This window comes from Roseobacter fucihabitans, from assembly GCF_014337925.2.
GTDB classification, from domain to species: Bacteria; Pseudomonadota; Alphaproteobacteria; order Rhodobacterales; family Rhodobacteraceae; genus Roseobacter; species Roseobacter fucihabitans.
In genome coordinates this window covers 1,033,956-1,049,158 of record NZ_CP143423.1, presented here as the reverse complement: position 1 = coordinate 1,049,158, position 15,203 = coordinate 1,033,956, and the positions used below count along the sequence as shown (strand labels likewise).

Here is a 15,203-nt window from a genome sequence, read left to right as displayed (position 1 = left end):
GCGGGGCAATAACGCCCCGCCGTTGGTGTTCAGATAATCAGCCCTTGTGGGTGTTGACGCCTTTGAGGCTCATCTCAGGGTCTTCATACCACTTGATTTTCTTGGCCATGATCGGGTTGGTATTTTCGATCAGGATTAGCTGCTGGCCTTCACGCAGGCGCATCAGCTCATCGGGATAGGCCAGCTTGCGCTGCGTTGCCGCCCGATTATCGGTATTGGTGGTGGAGTTGCTGCTTGAACCTCCACCCGCACCAGAGCTTGAGCTGAAGGCCGACGCAATCGCCGTGCTGAAATTCCACACAGTTGTCACACCGCACATGTCCGAGAAGTATTCAGCGGAGGTCTTATCCGGCGATCCAAAATACGCCACAGCCCCAGAGTTGCCGATGAAGCTTTCATAATCTTCGCCGTAAACTTTGCGCAGTTGGCAAAGGTCCTGGGTTATGCCCCAAAGCTGGATTCCGAACCCCGCCATCAGACCATAGGCTTGCTCGACCATGGTCAGACGCCCCAAGGTAGGCATCTCATCAAGAATGAACAACACCGGCTTTTTGGGTTTGTCTTCGATGTTGCGCGCGTTGACCGTGATGGCTTGCTGCACCAGCAGACGCAGGAACCGTCCAAACGCACCTAGTCGATCTGATGGCAGGATCAGATAGATAGTCATCGGCATCTTCTTCAGGTCTTCGAAGGTGAAGTCCGATGCTGACAGGCTTTCACGTAGCCGTGCAGAATCCAGCATGTGGGTTTCTGCTTGCGCCGAGGCCAAGACATTGGCCATCAGCTTGGCTTCCTTTTGCAAACTGCGTGATCCCGTGCTGGCGATGATGTGGTGTGGGGAGTTCGCCATTTGCTGAAACAGGGCTTCCAGCTCATCGCCACTGAGCAGCAGCAAATCCCGCACAGTTCCCAAGTGACGCCGCCCTTGATAGGCCTCATCAAAGGCCACCAACAGGATCAAGCCTTGCAACAGAGCTTTGGCTTCTTCTGCCCAGAAACTATCGCCATGGCTGTCTTTTTGGACCAAGGCATCGGCCAGCAGCATCGCGTTTTCGGTGGCATCCACATCTCCCAGATCAATCCAGTCCAGCGGGTTAAAGCGGGAAACCACTTCCCCTGAGATATGCCATGGATCAACGCAGTGAACTGTTTGCCCCATGGCGCGGCGGGCTTTGGCTGTGATGCGGGCATTCTCACCCTTGGGATCGATCACCAGCATTGAGCCGAGATAGCAGAGCAGATTGACGATGATGTGGGAGACACCTTTGCCCGAGCGGGTTGGGGCAGAGGTCAGCAAGTGCCGATCTCCTTTATAGGAAAACACCTTTTCGACGGCATCCTCGATGACCGAACCTAAGATGATCCCATCAGCACCAAGCAGGCCTTTCTCTTTCATATGCTCGATGGTTGCCCATTCGCTGGACCCAAAAGTGGTTGGTGTTTGCAGCATGGCTTGGACACCACGCCCGATCCAATAGCCAAGGGCTGCGAAGAACCCAACGAAGGACACGATCCAAGCTGCACCCCAGCCCAGCACATCATTGTTGAAGACGGCCAACAGAACGACCACTCCCGCCATGCACAGCAGGATAATACGGCGCAGCTCTTTGGCTTGGGGCGAAAGAAACCAGCCGAGGCAAAAGCCAGAGCCGACCGAAAGCGTCATCATGATAATCCGCGCCATGGTCATTTCGAAGACGTAGTCATTATAGTAGTTATAGTTATTCCCACCGCCAAAGAGGTTTTGCGCGAGAGCAGGATGCGGCGCGACACACGCCGCGATCAGAACAGCCGGAAGGGCTGCTTTTAGTGTTTGCCATTTCATGGCACTTCTCCTTTGAGAAAGGTTGCAAGTGCCAATTGATTAGGAAAATTCGGTACTACCGCGCGTGGGTATAGCGGAGGTTAAAACGGGTAATCGATTTAGAGCGAGAAATCAGGGCCGCGTGATCGACGCCGAGTTCGTGCCGGATCAGGACCTTTCTGCAAGTCTCTGGCTTGGTTGCGTTTACGCTGCGCCATGAATTGCCCGATAGAACAGGCGAGGATTTTGCGATCTTCTTGTTGCTTGTTGCGTAAAGCCATGAATTGCTTTTGCAGTACATTGCGATCCTTGGACTGAGCCACGACCAGACCATCCCGTTGCGCCTGATCACGCCGCGCTGCCTGATAAGCCTCAGCTTCGATTTGCCGTTTTATCTTGCTGCTCTTGCCGGTGATCCGATCAAACAGGCCACGCAAGCCACCATTGAGACGCGACAGTCTGGCTTGGGTTTCTTCCTTCCAGCGTTTGTCTTGGCCGTCCTTCAAGGCTTTGCGCTCAGCACGATGCTTGGAGGTTAGCTCTGCTTTTTGATCCACAAGTGGCTGCGCATCACGACGATGCTTGGCGCTTGTTTCTGCAATGTAGGATTTAAACTGGTCCGTCACGCGGGATTTGATATCGGCCCTGACATCAGACACCGATGACAAGCCATCAGGTGATCCAAGCTTTTGCGTGACAGCTTTTGTCTTTTCGCCGATCCACTTTGGCAGCGAATAAATTGCGCCGTGCATATCGACGGCGACAAAACCGCGCCGATCTCCTTTGGCTAAAAAATACCCGCGTTCTTCCATGGCATTGCCGAGCGCTTTTAAACTATCCGATCTCTCCCACGCATCACGAAACACTTGTTTGATCTCGCGGGGATCAAGACCAATGCGTTTGGCTTGCTGCCATTCCGCCAGTGAGAAATTGAGAGGGCTTTTGCCACCATTGGTTTGCAACCCTTCCGGCAACGCCCAACCATGATCGAGATAGAGTTCCCGTGACAGGTTGGTCAGCTTGTTCTTGAAATGGGGTAGATTGATTGCTTTCAGCGCATCACCATCGATGCGGGACCAGACAACATGCGCATGCCGCCGTCCTTCTTTTTCATGCATGATGATGGCGCGGGGCTGGCCAGTCAGGCCGAGCGCCTTTTCTGCGCGATCCGCCGCATCAAGAAAATCTTGTTCTGATCCAATATGATCTTGAGGTGGGCTAAGACTGAGCGAAAATAGGAACTGCTTGCACTGCGTCGCTTTTGAAATCGCATGCGCCTCTGACAGAGCGCCATGCAGATCATCGGCCATGAAGCCGCTCATTTCCAAAACGGTGACATGGTCATTATCCCGATCATTCATCAGATGATCAGCCAATGCCTTTGCACCAGCCCGCTGGGAGCCTTTAAGGATCATGACTTGATCCCCAAGGCTTGCATCAGTGTCGCGCGCATCCATGCCACTTCGGCGCAGGCCTGATTCAAATCAGCCGCAAGTTCCTCATCGACATAGAGCGTCCCTTGGTTGATGGCTTTGGCGATCTGGTTGAGATTGCTGGCCGACCGCGTCGCACCCAACCGCGCAAGAACCTCGGCCAAGAGCTGTTGCTCCACCACAGGCGACTTTGATCGCTTGCGGTATTTAGGGGCCTCATCAGCCAAAACCACGGACTTAATATATGACGCCAGTGGCATCGAACCGGCCTGAGATTCAAGCTGCTGGCGTTCGTCCTCAGAAAAACGAATGGAAAACGGGGCTGGACGGCTCATGGGCGTGGCCCTCGCAAAGCATCCGCATGAGGCTTGAGGATGTCATGCCAACGTTCCAGCTCTCTGAAAATCTCTTCTGTTTTGTCGAAAGTGGGGGCTGTGGATGGATCAATCTCAGTGTTTGCGCAGTCGGAGAATTCAGGCACAATTGAGTTCGAACAAGAACTGTTCGAGCGCACCAAAACAGACCTTAGGGTCTGAAACTACCCCTAAAGATTTGAACGGAAACGCTATTTCCGGGGTTCTAGCTCCATCATTTCGGCAGTATTTGATACGGGTTTTAAGGGCCAGTTTTAGCACCAAACGACGCAGGTTGACCTGTGCGCTACCGGGCGTTTCCCAGATTTTCCAAGGGCTTGCGAGAAACATGATCGCTGGTTCTAGTTTTTCCTCAAAACTCCCCTTCGGCTCGGCTTGTTTTTGCATTTGTTCGGCCAAAATCGCCTTGCCACGCTCCAGCGCGACGATCTCGCCTTCATAGACGGGCACAATCGCGTCGCTTTGCGCGTTCACGATACGACCCAGCAGTGCGTCGATGCGTTTATCAATGCGGGACAGCTCTTTCTTAGCCTCGGTCTTTGCAGACGCGGCCTGTGCACGTCGTGCTTCCCAAATTTGACGGAACATGTCGGTCATCATGCGGATCGCGCTTGGATTCGGTTGCAGCGTTTTGATGATCTCGCCCACGTCGCCTTCGATCTTGTCGCGTTTGATCGACTTGCCGTAGGCCTCACAGCCCTTTGTTTGGCATAGATAATATGCGTATTGGCCGCCATTGCCGCGTGTGAAGGACGAGCGCAGCGGCACGTCACACGCGGCACAGCAGGCAATGCCACGCAGCGCAAAGGTGTCTCCGATGTTTTTACGTTTCGGCGCTTTGACCTTGCCAGCGCGACGCTCCTGCACCTTGTCGAAGGTCTCCAGCGAGATCAGTGGATCATGCTGCCCTTTCAACCAGTTGATCCCGTAATTTTCAGAACAGATATGTCCGGTGTAGATCGGATGGGTCAGGATGTCGGTCACCCGTTGCTGGGTGAGCCGCCCCTTTTTCAGATGCGGGAAGTAGGTAAACCCTTCAAAGAACCGTTTCACTTCCGCCTGTGTCTGAAAGCGCCCCGACGCGTAGCCTTCAAAGGCTTCGCGAATGATGTCAGACAGCGGCGCGTTCGGCACCAGGATTTTGCCGCGTCCTTTCTGGGCCTCATACCGATATCCGACGGGCGCACGGTGGACAAAATATCCAGATTGCATCCGCGCTTTCATCTTCTGCGAGACCTGACGGGCGTTTTGTTTACGCTCCAGCTGGCCCTGCGCTGCAAATATGGTTTCCACGAACTCACCCTCGGGCGTCTCGTCAAACGAGAAGTTCAGGCATTCCAGCCGCGCCTGCCGATCACGGAAAGCCTGGCGCAGACGGAAATGGAATTCGCGGTCGCGGGCAAAGCGTTTTAGATCATCAAAGATGATGACGAATTTCTCGTTGGGCTGGGCGTCGAGAAACGACAGCAAAGCCACCATGCCGGGGCGCTTCATGAAGCTACCACCCCCTGTCATCGTGTCGGGAAAGACGGCGGCGACATCGTATCCTTTGGCCTTGGCGTATTGACGGCAACGGGTTTCCTGAGACTCCAATCCGTGACCGTCGGTTTCCTGCCCTTTCGACGATACACGACAATAGATTATGGCTTTGGGTGTGTTCATAGCGCCTCCTGTTCTTCGTTTTCCTGTGAGTATAGCACAGCCGCGCGCAAGGCGGCGGTCAGATCGAAGCTTTGTCCCGTGTTTTCTGCGTCAACATTCAGCGTCCAGCCGAGATCGACAAAGCCCATCGCGATGTTCCAGAGCGTCTCGATGGTTTCGACTTTTTCGGCTTCGGTTAAGCCGCTGGCCTCAAAATATGGCAACCAATCCTCGAGATTGAGATGGATGCTCGGGGGATTGGTTTTTGGTGGTTCGGTGGTGTCTTTCACGGGTGTTCCTTTCGTTTTGTTCCTCCTTTGCGAGAACATAGGCGGAACAAGGTGTCTCAAATTTTGAGTTCTGTCTAGGGTTTATTTCCTATTTCCAGAGGGTTACGGATCAGGAATAGGACTGTGCTTGACTGCGAGCGGGCTGCTGCTCTGCGTTTTGGGCCTGCCGGGCAGCTTCGCGCACAGGTGTGTGGAATTTCTCCTCCAACGCCTTTCCGTGGGCATAGAGCTCTTTGCCGTGATGCTGCTTGAACGCCTCCTGCATCATCTCCTTCGCCGCCACCTGCGTGATGCCAAACTCCGCCGACAGCGTCACCGCCGCGCGGTCGTAGGCCTTGTAGACGGGTTGCGTTGGTGCGGCCTCGATCAAGGCCCCGATGCTCTTGGCGCAATCGAGCGCCCGCGTTTTGGCAATCACCGGCAGGTTGTCTTTCGCAGCCGCCAACCCTTCACGGGTCTGGTTCATCGACTGGCCACGCGTCGCGATATAGACGTCACGGATGATCTTCTCCGCGCGCATCGCATCAAACCGCTCGTTGCGGGCGAAGGCGTGGGCGTAATCGGTGAGCTTTTCGATGAACGAACCGCTGTTATGGATCTCCGCATGCAAGATATCAACGATGACAACGGCTTCTTTCACCTGGCTTTCGGTCATGCTCTTGCCCGAGAAGCTCTCGCGGGCAGCTTGCAGTTTGTCGTCTATAATCATTGTCTGTCCTTTCAGGATCGGGAGGGGCCAGAGCGGCCCCTGGTTTGCGCCTCGTGTGGCGAGATTTGATTGGTGGTGGCAAAGGTGTCACGCAGAGGCGTCGGGCGGACTTCGCGGGCGTGCGCTGCGCGCTCTTGGCTTTCGCGTTTCGCCCGCTCCTGACACACGTCGCGGAGGTCCTTATATTGATCTGTCTGGTCGACCCGGATGGCGATGAGGCGACTGTTTGCATCGTCCGAGACGCGCATCCATGGCAAATCGTTCGGCCAACGCCTCAATTGCTTCATCCTGTTTGAGATGTTCGGAAACCGCACCTGCCTGTCGGTAGGTATCAACAGCTTTTGCCGTATCGCCACGCGCCAAGTCTTGTGTCGCTGTGCGTTGCCAGTCTTGCGTTTGACGCCGCACTTCGGTCAGCTTTGCTGCGCCATGTGCTTGGGTGACGTCCCTGAACGGCGTCCCTGCCTCAATTGGTTGCAGTTGTTCGGGATCGCCAACGAGAACCAGCTTCGCACCTATTTCGCTGATCTTGGTTGTAATCCGCACCATTTGCCGCGTGCCAATCATGCCCGCCTCATCAATCACCAGCACGTCGCCTGCCTTGATCGGGGCTTGTCCGTTCTCCCATGACAATTCCAAAGACGCGAGTGTGCGGCTTTGGATGCCAGAGGCCTCCTGCAATCCATCCGCTGCTTTGCCAGCGAGGGCCGCGCCGTGAACGGTGACGCCTTTTTTGCGCCAGGCATCGGTTGCGGTTTCCAGCATGGTGCTTTTGCCCGCACCTGCGAGGCCTTCCACATTGGCGAGCCGTTCTGGCCCGGTCACATGACGAACAGCGGCCTCTTGCTCTGCGCTAAGCGCCCAGCCAAAAGCACGGCGCATTTCTCGGGTCTTGGCTGCTAAAGCAGTGGTAATGTGCGATGACATCACCGGAGACGTCTTGTCTGCACGGAGTGCAGCCGCAGATTGATGCAATTGTGTCTCGGCTTTTTGATAGTCAATCGTCGTATAGACAGGGTGTTTGTCGCTCGACAGGCGAACGGCCTCGGATGACTTTAGTGCCCCGTCGGCAAGTTTGCTCAAGGTCTGCGGATCGTCGATCCACTGCGACAGCGCGCGCAACGTGTCCGTCCGCGTAAAAGCCGCACGTGTTTTGGACAGCTCGTCTAAAATCAGTGTTGGGTGTGCAATCAAACGCTCTCTTGTCAGCCCTGTTGGCTCGGCCTTGATCTCCAGACGTTGCTGCGTGGGCTTATGAGCAGGTGCGGGCATGAGTGCCCGGCGCTCGGTAAGGTGGCGATCAATCAAATCCTGTTGTGCCAGTTGCGCCGCTGCCTGCGTCGCAGCCGCTTGCCGCGCACAGCGGTCGACATGGGCGTCAAAGCGCCCCGTCATTTTCATGAAAGCGATCTGCAACCCCTTGGGCTGCTGCGCCACCCGCGTGGCTTCATCCAGCTTTTGCTGCGAAACAAGGTCGGCCCGTTCGCCACGTTGCTGCGCGACCAACGCGGCAAGCACTTTGATCTTTGAATCGGTTTGAGGTCGGGGAGCCTGCGCGGGCAATGCCTGTGCCAACGCCCGCGCCGCATCCACCGCAGGCAATTGCTCAATGTCTGTGATCTTCTGCGCCAGCGCCCTTGGCTTGACGCCACACCACCGTGATAGCGACCAGACCTTGCCATCGGCATCAACCGCGACAAGCCCCCGCCGATTGCCCCGGGCGAGGGCATATCCCTGATCGGCAAGTGCTGCTGCAAAGGCTTGCTGATTGTCAGCGCCATCCCAGCACGCCCGAAACATTTTCTTGAGCGCGACGGTATCCCGTTTGGCCCGTTTGGCTTGCCCGGCCTCCGCATGGGTGAAGCGATTGGGGTCGCGCTGCTGTCTATCGTCAAACCCGCGGGGCATGTCCCAGCTATGCTCCAGATACAATTCTCGCGATACCGCCATCAGCTTGCGCTTGAAATGCGGCAAGTCTCAGAACAAACTGAGCGACCCCGCCAAGCTGACCCGTGTGGTGTCCCTGATCGACAAGGAAGGGCCTTGGATAGGCATCGGCGTCGATGTGAAGGGCGAGATTTACGAGGGCCTGTTGGAGCGCAACGCATCCGAGGTGAAATCCGGTGCAGGCCAATACTTCACACCCCGACCCGTTATCGAAACAATCGTCAAATGTGTAGACCCCAAGATTGGCGAAACCGTCAGTGACCCTGCGTGCGGCACCGGCGGCTTTCTGCTTTCAGCCTACGATCACATGAAGGGACAAAGCCAAGATCGCGAAAAGCTCAGGGCGCTTCGGACCACCACCTTTAATGGCGTCGATATCGTCGATGAGGTGGTCAGGTTGGCCGCGATGAACCTATATCTTCACGGTGTCGGGAACGATAGCAGTCCGGTGCATTAAAGTCCGGCAGCTTCGAGAGGAAGGCGTCGGTCCAGCGGAGATCGCCAGACGGCTGGGTATTAGCAGGCAATCGGTCTATCGCATTCTCAATGGGACAACAGCAGCGACTTGAGACCGCTTGTAACCAATAACCCCCACCATAGCCCTGACGAAAGGGCGACGAGGGCATCAAGGCACTTATAGAGAAAGGCGGTTTAGCACAATAACCCTCATACTAGCCCTAAAGAACCGAACCTGAGTGGCCCCGCGAGGGAACCGGGCTGGATACCCAACGCTGTGGCTAGCGATGACGGTTCAGTTCTTGGGGCAGGCCCGTGATGTTTACTTCTGGCAGTTCTTTCACGGCCTCTTTGAGGGGACATTAACGGTTGCTGGGGAGGGTGTGTGAGAGCGCATGTCTGCCAAGGGGTGTAGTCTGTAGTTTTCGCAAGTTGACACAGACCTCCGATAGTCCGCCCTGCCATCGGCGAAGACCCACTGGCGCTGACGCTGATCGAGATACCCGTCAAAAAATACCCGTCATTACCCTTATAGTTTAAGAAAGGACCGAACATGGACAACAGTGTCGATGATGGTGGTGCTGCCTTGTTCACTGATGATTATGAACATGATGTTGCCATCTACAATGATTTTGATAGCGACAAAACTGTCGATTTCATCAAGACCAATGGAAACATCTGGTTCCCTGCATCTGATGTTGTTGAACTGCTTGGCACGAACACCAACGAAACCGGTAATACTGGTCGGAGCTTAAAGAGGCTTGACCATCCTGACATCATCAAGGTCAAAGACACCTCTTTCAGGTTCACCGATGGCCGCCGTAATCGTGGCTCTTTCATCAGCCCTAGGGCAATCATGGTCTTTGCCGATGGCAAGACGAAGAACTTCAACCCTATCAAAGCCAATGCATTTGTTGCTTGGATGGAAGATGAACTTCTCGAAGGGCTTGATGCAAGTCATTGGTCTCCCGCGAAGCGAGAAATCGAGTTGCTTGAACCTGTCTTCCGAAAGATCACTTACGAAAAACCTGAGGATAAGCCTGAATTGGACGTCCTACGGCCAGTCGGTCGATATCTTCCGTTGATCAACATGTCACCTCTCCGACCCGATGAGATCGAATTTTGCCTTTGTGAGGATGAAAGGAATGGTCTGGGCAGATGTTGGTGCCGACGCAAAGGTGGCATCCGAACATACATGCAACAACAGATTGAAGTCGCTGGCGAACCTGATTGCGTTATTGACGACCATGACACCTTTGTTGTGACGACCGAGATCGTGACCGTGTCGCGCATCAGGACTTTGAACGTGACGATTTCAAGTTCACCACTTCGAACAAGCAGTTCAACTTCTTGCAGCACATCATGACCGTCATGGAAACCAATGGCCGTGCCGGTGTGGTGCTGCCTGACAATGTCCTGTTTGAGGCCGGAAGGGCTGGTGAAGGTATCCGCAAACGGCTCTTGGAGGGGTTCAACTTTCACACGCTCCTAAGGCTTCCAACAGGTATTTGGTATAGTCCTGGGGTCAAAGCAAACGTCTTGTTTTTCGACAAACGTCCTGCATCCCGTGATGTTCAGACCAAGGCACTTTGGGTCTATGGCTATCGCACAAACATTCATAAAACTTTGAAAACAAAGCGGCTGTCTAAGGGGGATTTCGACGAGTTCGTCCAGTGCTATCGAGACCGCAAGGAAACGGAACGCTTCCAGAAGTTTGATTATCAAGAATTGGCGGCAAGAGATAAGCTCAACCTAGACTTATTTTGGTTGAAAGACGATAGCCTTGAAGACATAGAGAACATTCCAGAGCCGGATGTGTTGGCAGCGGAGATCGTCGAAAACCTTGAAGCTGCACTAGACCAATTCCGAAGTGTGGCCCGCGAATTGAATGCTAGTCAGTAATAGCCCAATAGGTTGATGCGGATGATCGCCAGTATGCCTCAGATTAAATGCAAAACGCTTTAAGTGCTCAGTTATTCTCTGAAAATCCAAATATCACAGAGGGTTTAGACCAATAAGTGGATACTAAAACAACTCTAGATCATTACCCGCAGTAGCAGGCGCTTTAACTTGCGAGATGGTCTCGGTGGGTGCATCGCTGCGAATTTTGAGCATTACGCGACCGCTAGCAGGCCAAAACATGATGTGGCGCGCAGTTTCCCCCCCCAACGAATGCCCTTCACATTGAATGCCCTCCTGTTGAAGAAAACGGAGAATAAATTCGCTGTTCTGCCTGCCAATCTCACTCAAGCCAGACACCATTTGCGCGCCCCCGAAGGCCTTTGCGCGCAGCCTGTTCCTTTGACCGCCTTTTTTCTGAATTTCGTTTATTAACAGCTCCATAGCGTTGATACCGACAAGATTGCACACACCGTTTTCCGCTGAACTGGTGGTCAGCAGCATGTGGTTCATACCACCAACTTGAGAGTCAGGGTCCCATAAACAACATGACACACATGACCCCAGCAAGGTGCTGATCACGAAGTCCGGATCATTGCTAACTGCCTGCTCGCCTTGCGTAATATGATGACGTGAGTTTTGCATCAATTTCAGCCTCTTCGCCCTATCGTTTCATTCTGCCGCGCTTTGCAGCGCTTTCTTTGACGGCATGACCAATTTTGTCCAGCGCAAGCTCGCGCTGCACAGCACCAATCGCTTTTGCAGCACGTGGCATGCCATAAATCACGCAAGTGCCTTCATCTTGTCCGAAGGTTGAAGCGCCTGCCTCTGCAAGCGCCAAAAGCCCTTCGGCCCCATCTTGACCCAACCCCGTAAGGAGTGCTGCCGTTACATGCTTTGCCTCCCCCACTGCGGAGGAGAACAACATATTCACAGCCGGACAATGCAGCGCAGGTGGATCATTGGGCGCAAACTTAACCCCCCAAATCCCCCCTCGCCGCAACAATTGCGTGTGTCGATCATTGCCGGGCGCAAGAACGATGTCGCCCCGGCTCAAAGGCGTTTCCTCATTGGCCAAATAGACACGCTGATGCATCTGCCTGTTTAACCTCTCTGAGAAACTAACCAGAAAATTTCCAGGCATATGCTGCACTATCACGACGGGTGGACCGTCTGGGTCCAACGCCGGCAAGACGGTTTCAAGCGCAGCCACACCGCCGGTGGAGGCTCCGATCAAAATGATTGACCCATTCCGACAGGGGGCGGCATTGCGCGCTTGTGCAGCCGGTATGGATGCAGCGACACCGCTCGCCTGCAAGCGCGTCTGCAATTGTGAGGGACGCGTACAGGCGGCGTGGTAAACGCGTTCGCAAATATCTGCTGTCAATTCTTCTCCAAAACTCTTGGACGGTTTGACCATGCAATCAATAGCCCCGCGCGATAGCGCCTGGATTGCCGCATCACTCCCCGCCGCCGTCAGGCTTGACATCATCACGACCGGCATGGGCCGCGCACGCATCAGGCGCGTCAGAAAATCAAGACCGCTCATGCCCGGCATCTCGATGTCGAGCGTCAGGACATCCGCAGGGTGGGCCATGAGAAAATCTCGCGCATGCACCGCATCCTCCGCTTCCCCCACAACTTCGAGACGCGGATCACCGGATATAACGGTTCGCAACCAAGCGCGCATGACCCGCGAATCGTCCACGATCAAGACCCTTTTGGGAGAATCGCCGCCTATTTGTGAATCGTGTGAAAAACTCACTGCCATATTGATTTCCCGTGCCAATAGTTCAAAAAAATCGACACGCCGCCGACTAAATATGTCTGGCAAAGGGTATCGCAAAAAAATATGAAGCGAGGCTTAAGGCAGGAGGGATTTTTACGCGCAGCGGCAGCGTTCAGGACGCGTGATCCAAAATGAGCTGGCGCGATACGATCAGGCGCATGATCTCATTTGTGCCCTCGAGGATTTGATGAACCCGCAGGTCCCGGACGATTTTTTCGATACCATAATCCGCCAGATACCCATATCCGCCGTGGATTTGCAGCGCATCATTTGCCACCTCAAAGGCGACATCGGTCACGAAAACCTTGGCCATGGCGCAGAATTTCGTCGCATCCACAGCGCCCTTATCCAACTTCCAGGCCGCCTGATGCAGGAACACACGGGCCGCCTGTAATTTGACCTCCATATCCGCCAGTTTGAATTGCAGCGATTGAAACTGGTCAATGGATTTACCAAATGCCTTGCGCTCGCGTGCATACCCAAGTGCCGCATCCAGCGCGAATTGCGCCCCACCAAGTGCAGAGGCCGCGATATTCAACCGCCCGCCATCAAGCCCGGCCATCGCATAGGCAAAGCCGCGACCTTCCTCCCCGACCAGATTTTCAAACGCCACCTTGCAGGCATCAAACTGCACCTGCGCCGTGGGCTGTGCGCGCCAGCCCATTTTCTCCTCCAAGGCCCCGAAAGACAGCCCGTCACACCCAGCCTCGATGATCATCGCCGAAATACCCTTGGGGCCGTCCTCCCCAGTGCGCACCATGCTGAGGTAAGCATCCGAATAGCCCCCGCCCGAAATGAAAGCCTTGGTGCCGTTCAATATGTATCCTTCGTTGCTTCGCTGCGCCCGTGTGCGCAGGGCTGAGGCGTCCGATCCCGAACCGGGCTCGGTCAGGCAATAGGAAAAAATCTTCTCCATGGCGCAGAGTTGCGGCAACCATTTGGTCTTGCTTTCTTCACTGCCAAACTTGTCGATCATGCCGCCACACATGTTGTGGATCGACAGGAACGAGGCGACCGCGGGACAGGCCATGGAAAGCGCTTCAAACACCAGCGTCGCGTCCAGACGGCTGAGCCCCGAGCCGCCATATTCCTCGCTGACATAGATGCCACCAAGCCCCAACTCAGCCGTTTTGGACCAGAGCTCTTTTGGGATGGTGCCCTGCGCTTCCCACGCGCGCGCAAACGGGGCGATATGCTCCTGCCCAAAGGCATAGGCCATGTCGAAAATTGCGTTTTGTTCTTCGCTTGCCGAAAAATCCATATGCCTGTGCTCTCCTGTCTGCGCCGCCACAGCATGCCGCGCGGTCTTCACCGCGATAGCATTAATAGGGTGCTTTGCAAAAGGCCCACATCAGATGAAATCAATATGCCGGTTAAGAGGCATTTCCCGGATGCGCCTGCCGGTCGCGGCAAAGATCGCATTCGCCAGCGCCGGGGCTGCGGGCGGAACGGGCGGCTCGCCGATACCACGGATTTTTCCGCCCCCTTCAATGGCCCTGACGATGATTTCGGGGGGCTGATAAAACCGCACCACCTCGATGGCGTGGTAATTGCTCTGCCCGGCACGCCCGTCTTGAATTGTGATTTCGCAGTTGATCGCATGACCCAACCCCCAGATCACACCACCCTGGACCTGATTTTCGAAATTGACCGGATCCACGACAAGACCCACATCGGCGGCCAGAAAAACGCGGTCAATGCGGATGGCCTCGCCGGTTTGGGTCACCTCAATGACCTGCGCCACAGGCACCTCGAAAGAGGTCACAAGCGCCCGCGTCCTGCTGGCAGAGGCGCACCCCGACCCGACATTTCGGCGACGGCCTGCAACACTGCCTTCGCGCCTGGATCATTGACCAGACGCAGGCGTTCCAACAGCGGATCGGCCCCGGCGGCATGGATCACCTCATCCAAAGCGCATTCGCCAAAGAACCCCGCCGTGGGCGCGCCGACCCAGCGCTATGAACTGGTCGGGCGCAATTCCGGCACCGTATAGGCGGACACCCTGAAATGCGCGAGGCCATAGGGTGCATTCCAGGCGCCCGCCTCAAGTTGCACATCTGGTCCCGGCATAGGCAAGCCGACCCGCCCCATCTGGCTGCGCGTGGCGGAAGGGGGGGCGATGTGCAAATCAAGCGTTTCGACCTGCCCGCCCTGCGCGCGTCCCTGCGCCCGCGCCATTGCGATCTGGCGCGGGTAATCCTGCGCGAAATCTTCTTCGCGGCTGAAGATCAGCTTGACCGGGATCCCTTTCATCTGCATCGCCACTTCGGTGGCCCGGTCGATATTGTCGAACTCCAACCGGTGCCCGAAGCTGCCTCCGGCAAATTGGTTGTGAAACCGCACTTGCTGCGGCTTTAGCCCGGCCGTTTCGGCCACCCGCTGCTGCACAAAGCGCCGCATCTGATGCGCTGCCCAAACATCGGCGCTCCGTTCCGTCACGCGTACGACTGCGGATAATGGTTCAAGCAGCTGGTGCGCCACATAGGGCGCGCGATATTCCACGTCGATGTCCTGGCCGGTCTTCAGTATGGATGTAACGTCGCCATCATCGCGCCAGACCCGGTCCAGATTTTCGGCGGTAAATGACTGCGCAACCGCCGCCCAATGGGCCTCCTGATTATCGGGATAAGGCGCGTCACCCCACTCAAAGATCACCGCGTCCAGGGCCTGCATCGCATACCAGCTGTTTTCTGCAATGACCGCAACACCGTTTGTCACCGGAACGATCCGCTTTACCCCGCGCAGGGTCAGTGCGGTATTGGTATCGGAATGCAACAGGGCACCACCCTTGCACGGGTTGCAGCGCACAGCCGCCAGCAACATTCCGTCTATTTGCAAATCTATTTCATAGCTTTGCAAAC

General features: G+C 55.4%; 17 protein-coding genes. 4 read left to right on the top strand and 13 right to left on the bottom strand.

Annotated elements, in window-relative coordinates; genetic code table 11:
• Positions 1-37 precede the first annotated feature (37 nt).
• The 7 genes from ROLI_RS05290 to ROLI_RS05260 form a co-directional block, all read right to left on the bottom strand.
• Positions 38-1,825: a type IV secretory system conjugative DNA transfer family protein gene (locus tag ROLI_RS05290; protein WP_187429267.1), complete on the bottom strand. Its 1,788-nt coding sequence runs from the start codon at positions 1,823-1,825 to the stop codon at positions 38-40.
• 98 nt (positions 1,826-1,923) lie between these two features.
• Positions 1,924-3,219 carry a relaxase/mobilization nuclease domain-containing protein gene (locus tag ROLI_RS05285; protein ID WP_187429266.1) on the bottom strand — a complete coding sequence of 432 codons (1,296 nt, stop codon included), beginning with the start codon at positions 3,217-3,219 and terminating at the stop codon, positions 1,924-1,926.
• Complete coding sequence (locus ROLI_RS05280) at positions 3,216-3,572, bottom strand: MobC family plasmid mobilization relaxosome protein (protein ID WP_262386435.1); 357 nt, start codon at positions 3,570-3,572, stop codon at positions 3,216-3,218. Before ROLI_RS05280 ends, ROLI_RS05285 begins: the two co-directional genes overlap by 4 nt.
• A 138-nt stretch (positions 3,573-3,710) precedes the next feature.
• On the bottom strand, positions 3,711-5,273 hold the full coding sequence (locus ROLI_RS05275) for a recombinase family protein (RefSeq protein ID WP_187429842.1): 1,563 nt from the start codon (positions 5,271-5,273) through the stop codon (positions 3,711-3,713).
• On the bottom strand, positions 5,270-5,542 hold the full coding sequence (locus ROLI_RS05270) for a hypothetical protein (protein ID WP_187429264.1): 273 nt from the start codon (positions 5,540-5,542) through the stop codon (positions 5,270-5,272). Before ROLI_RS05270 ends, ROLI_RS05275 begins: the two co-directional genes overlap by 4 nt.
• A 109-nt stretch (positions 5,543-5,651) precedes the next feature.
• Positions 5,652-6,197, bottom strand: a complete 546-nt coding sequence (locus ROLI_RS05265; protein WP_338469237.1) for a hypothetical protein — start codon at positions 6,195-6,197, stop codon at positions 5,652-5,654.
• Between the two features lie 234 nt (positions 6,198-6,431).
• Entirely contained in the window at positions 6,432-8,201 is a 1,770-nt protein-coding gene (locus ROLI_RS05260) for an AAA family ATPase (protein WP_187429841.1), read from the bottom strand.
• 10 nt (positions 8,202-8,211) lie between these two features.
• Here ROLI_RS05260 and ROLI_RS05255 point away from each other — a divergent pair, with 10 nt between their 5' ends.
• From ROLI_RS05255 to ROLI_RS05240, 4 genes are all read left to right on the top strand, one after another.
• The gene (locus ROLI_RS05255; RefSeq protein WP_262386473.1) at positions 8,212-8,655 is read left to right on the top strand and encodes a class I SAM-dependent DNA methyltransferase; all 444 of its coding nucleotides are present in this window, start codon (positions 8,212-8,214) and stop codon (positions 8,653-8,655) included.
• Positions 8,624-8,767 carry a helix-turn-helix domain-containing protein gene (locus ROLI_RS05250; RefSeq protein WP_316247433.1) on the top strand — a complete coding sequence of 48 codons (144 nt, stop codon included), beginning with the start codon at positions 8,624-8,626 and terminating at the stop codon, positions 8,765-8,767. Before ROLI_RS05255 ends, ROLI_RS05250 begins: the two co-directional genes overlap by 32 nt.
• 440 nt (positions 8,768-9,207) lie before the next feature.
• Positions 9,208-10,020, top strand: a complete 813-nt coding sequence (locus tag ROLI_RS05245) for a hypothetical protein (protein ID WP_187429701.1) — start codon at positions 9,208-9,210, stop codon at positions 10,018-10,020.
• Entirely contained in the window at positions 10,017-10,556 is a 540-nt protein-coding gene (locus ROLI_RS05240) for an SAM-dependent methyltransferase (protein WP_262386474.1), read from the top strand. Before ROLI_RS05245 ends, ROLI_RS05240 begins: the two co-directional genes overlap by 4 nt.
• A gap of 123 nt (positions 10,557-10,679) precedes the next feature.
• Here the strand turns inward: ROLI_RS05240 and ROLI_RS05235 are convergent, their stop codons facing one another.
• From ROLI_RS05235 to ROLI_RS05210, 6 genes are all read right to left on the bottom strand, one after another.
• Positions 10,680-11,198 (bottom strand): chemotaxis protein CheD, encoded by a 519-nt coding sequence (locus ROLI_RS05235; RefSeq protein WP_187429702.1) that lies wholly within the window; start codon positions 11,196-11,198, stop codon positions 10,680-10,682.
• Between the two features lie 19 nt (positions 11,199-11,217).
• A complete protein-coding gene (gene cheB / locus ROLI_RS05230; RefSeq protein WP_316247434.1) occupies positions 11,218-12,261 on the bottom strand; it encodes a chemotaxis-specific protein-glutamate methyltransferase CheB in 1,044 nt (347 codons plus the stop codon).
• Between the two features lie 193 nt (positions 12,262-12,454).
• Positions 12,455-13,603: an acyl-CoA dehydrogenase family protein gene (locus ROLI_RS05225; RefSeq protein WP_187429704.1), complete on the bottom strand. Its 1,149-nt coding sequence runs from the start codon at positions 13,601-13,603 to the stop codon at positions 12,455-12,457.
• 90 nt (positions 13,604-13,693) lie between these two features.
• Complete coding sequence (locus ROLI_RS05220; protein ID WP_316247435.1) at positions 13,694-14,107, bottom strand: molybdopterin cofactor-binding domain-containing protein; 414 nt, start codon at positions 14,105-14,107, stop codon at positions 13,694-13,696.
• Positions 14,104-14,253, bottom strand: coding sequence for a hypothetical protein (locus ROLI_RS05215; RefSeq protein WP_262386475.1), 150 nt, complete (start codon positions 14,251-14,253; stop codon positions 14,104-14,106). The genes ROLI_RS05220 and ROLI_RS05215 overlap by 4 nt, the downstream gene beginning before the upstream one ends.
• A gap of 45 nt (positions 14,254-14,298) precedes the next feature.
• Positions 14,299-15,180 carry a molybdopterin cofactor-binding domain-containing protein gene (locus ROLI_RS05210; RefSeq protein WP_262386476.1) on the bottom strand — a complete coding sequence of 294 codons (882 nt, stop codon included), beginning with the start codon at positions 15,178-15,180 and terminating at the stop codon, positions 14,299-14,301.
• Between the last annotated feature and the right edge of the window lie 23 nt (positions 15,181-15,203).

What these genes read in the sequence shown, in the direction of transcription:
- ROLI_RS05290 (WP_187429267.1), bottom strand. Translation starts at nt 1,825, where the DNA reads ATGAAATGGCAAACACTAAAAGCAGCCCTTCCGGCTGTTCTGATCGCG.
- ROLI_RS05285 (WP_187429266.1), bottom strand. Translation starts at nt 3,219, where the DNA reads ATGATCCTTAAAGGCTCCCAGCGGGCTGGTGCAAAGGCATTGGCTGAT.
- ROLI_RS05280 (WP_262386435.1), bottom strand. Translation starts at nt 3,572, where the DNA reads ATGAGCCGTCCAGCCCCGTTTTCCATTCGTTTTTCTGAGGACGAACGC.
- ROLI_RS05275 (WP_187429842.1), bottom strand. Translation starts at nt 5,273, where the DNA reads ATGAACACACCCAAAGCCATAATCTATTGTCGTGTATCGTCGAAAGGG.
- ROLI_RS05265 (WP_338469237.1), bottom strand. Translation starts at nt 6,197, where the DNA reads ATGACCGAAAGCCAGGTGAAAGAAGCCGTTGTCATCGTTGATATCTTG.
- ROLI_RS05260 (WP_187429841.1), bottom strand. Translation starts at nt 8,201, where the DNA reads ATGGCGGTATCGCGAGAATTGTATCTGGAGCATAGCTGGGACATGCCC.
- ROLI_RS05245 (WP_187429701.1), top strand. Translation starts at nt 9,208, where the DNA reads ATGGACAACAGTGTCGATGATGGTGGTGCTGCCTTGTTCACTGATGAT.
- ROLI_RS05240 (WP_262386474.1), top strand. Translation starts at nt 10,017, where the DNA reads ATGACCGTCATGGAAACCAATGGCCGTGCCGGTGTGGTGCTGCCTGAC.
- ROLI_RS05235 (WP_187429702.1), bottom strand. Translation starts at nt 11,198, where the DNA reads ATGCAAAACTCACGTCATCATATTACGCAAGGCGAGCAGGCAGTTAGC.
- ROLI_RS05225 (WP_187429704.1), bottom strand. Translation starts at nt 13,603, where the DNA reads ATGGATTTTTCGGCAAGCGAAGAACAAAACGCAATTTTCGACATGGCC.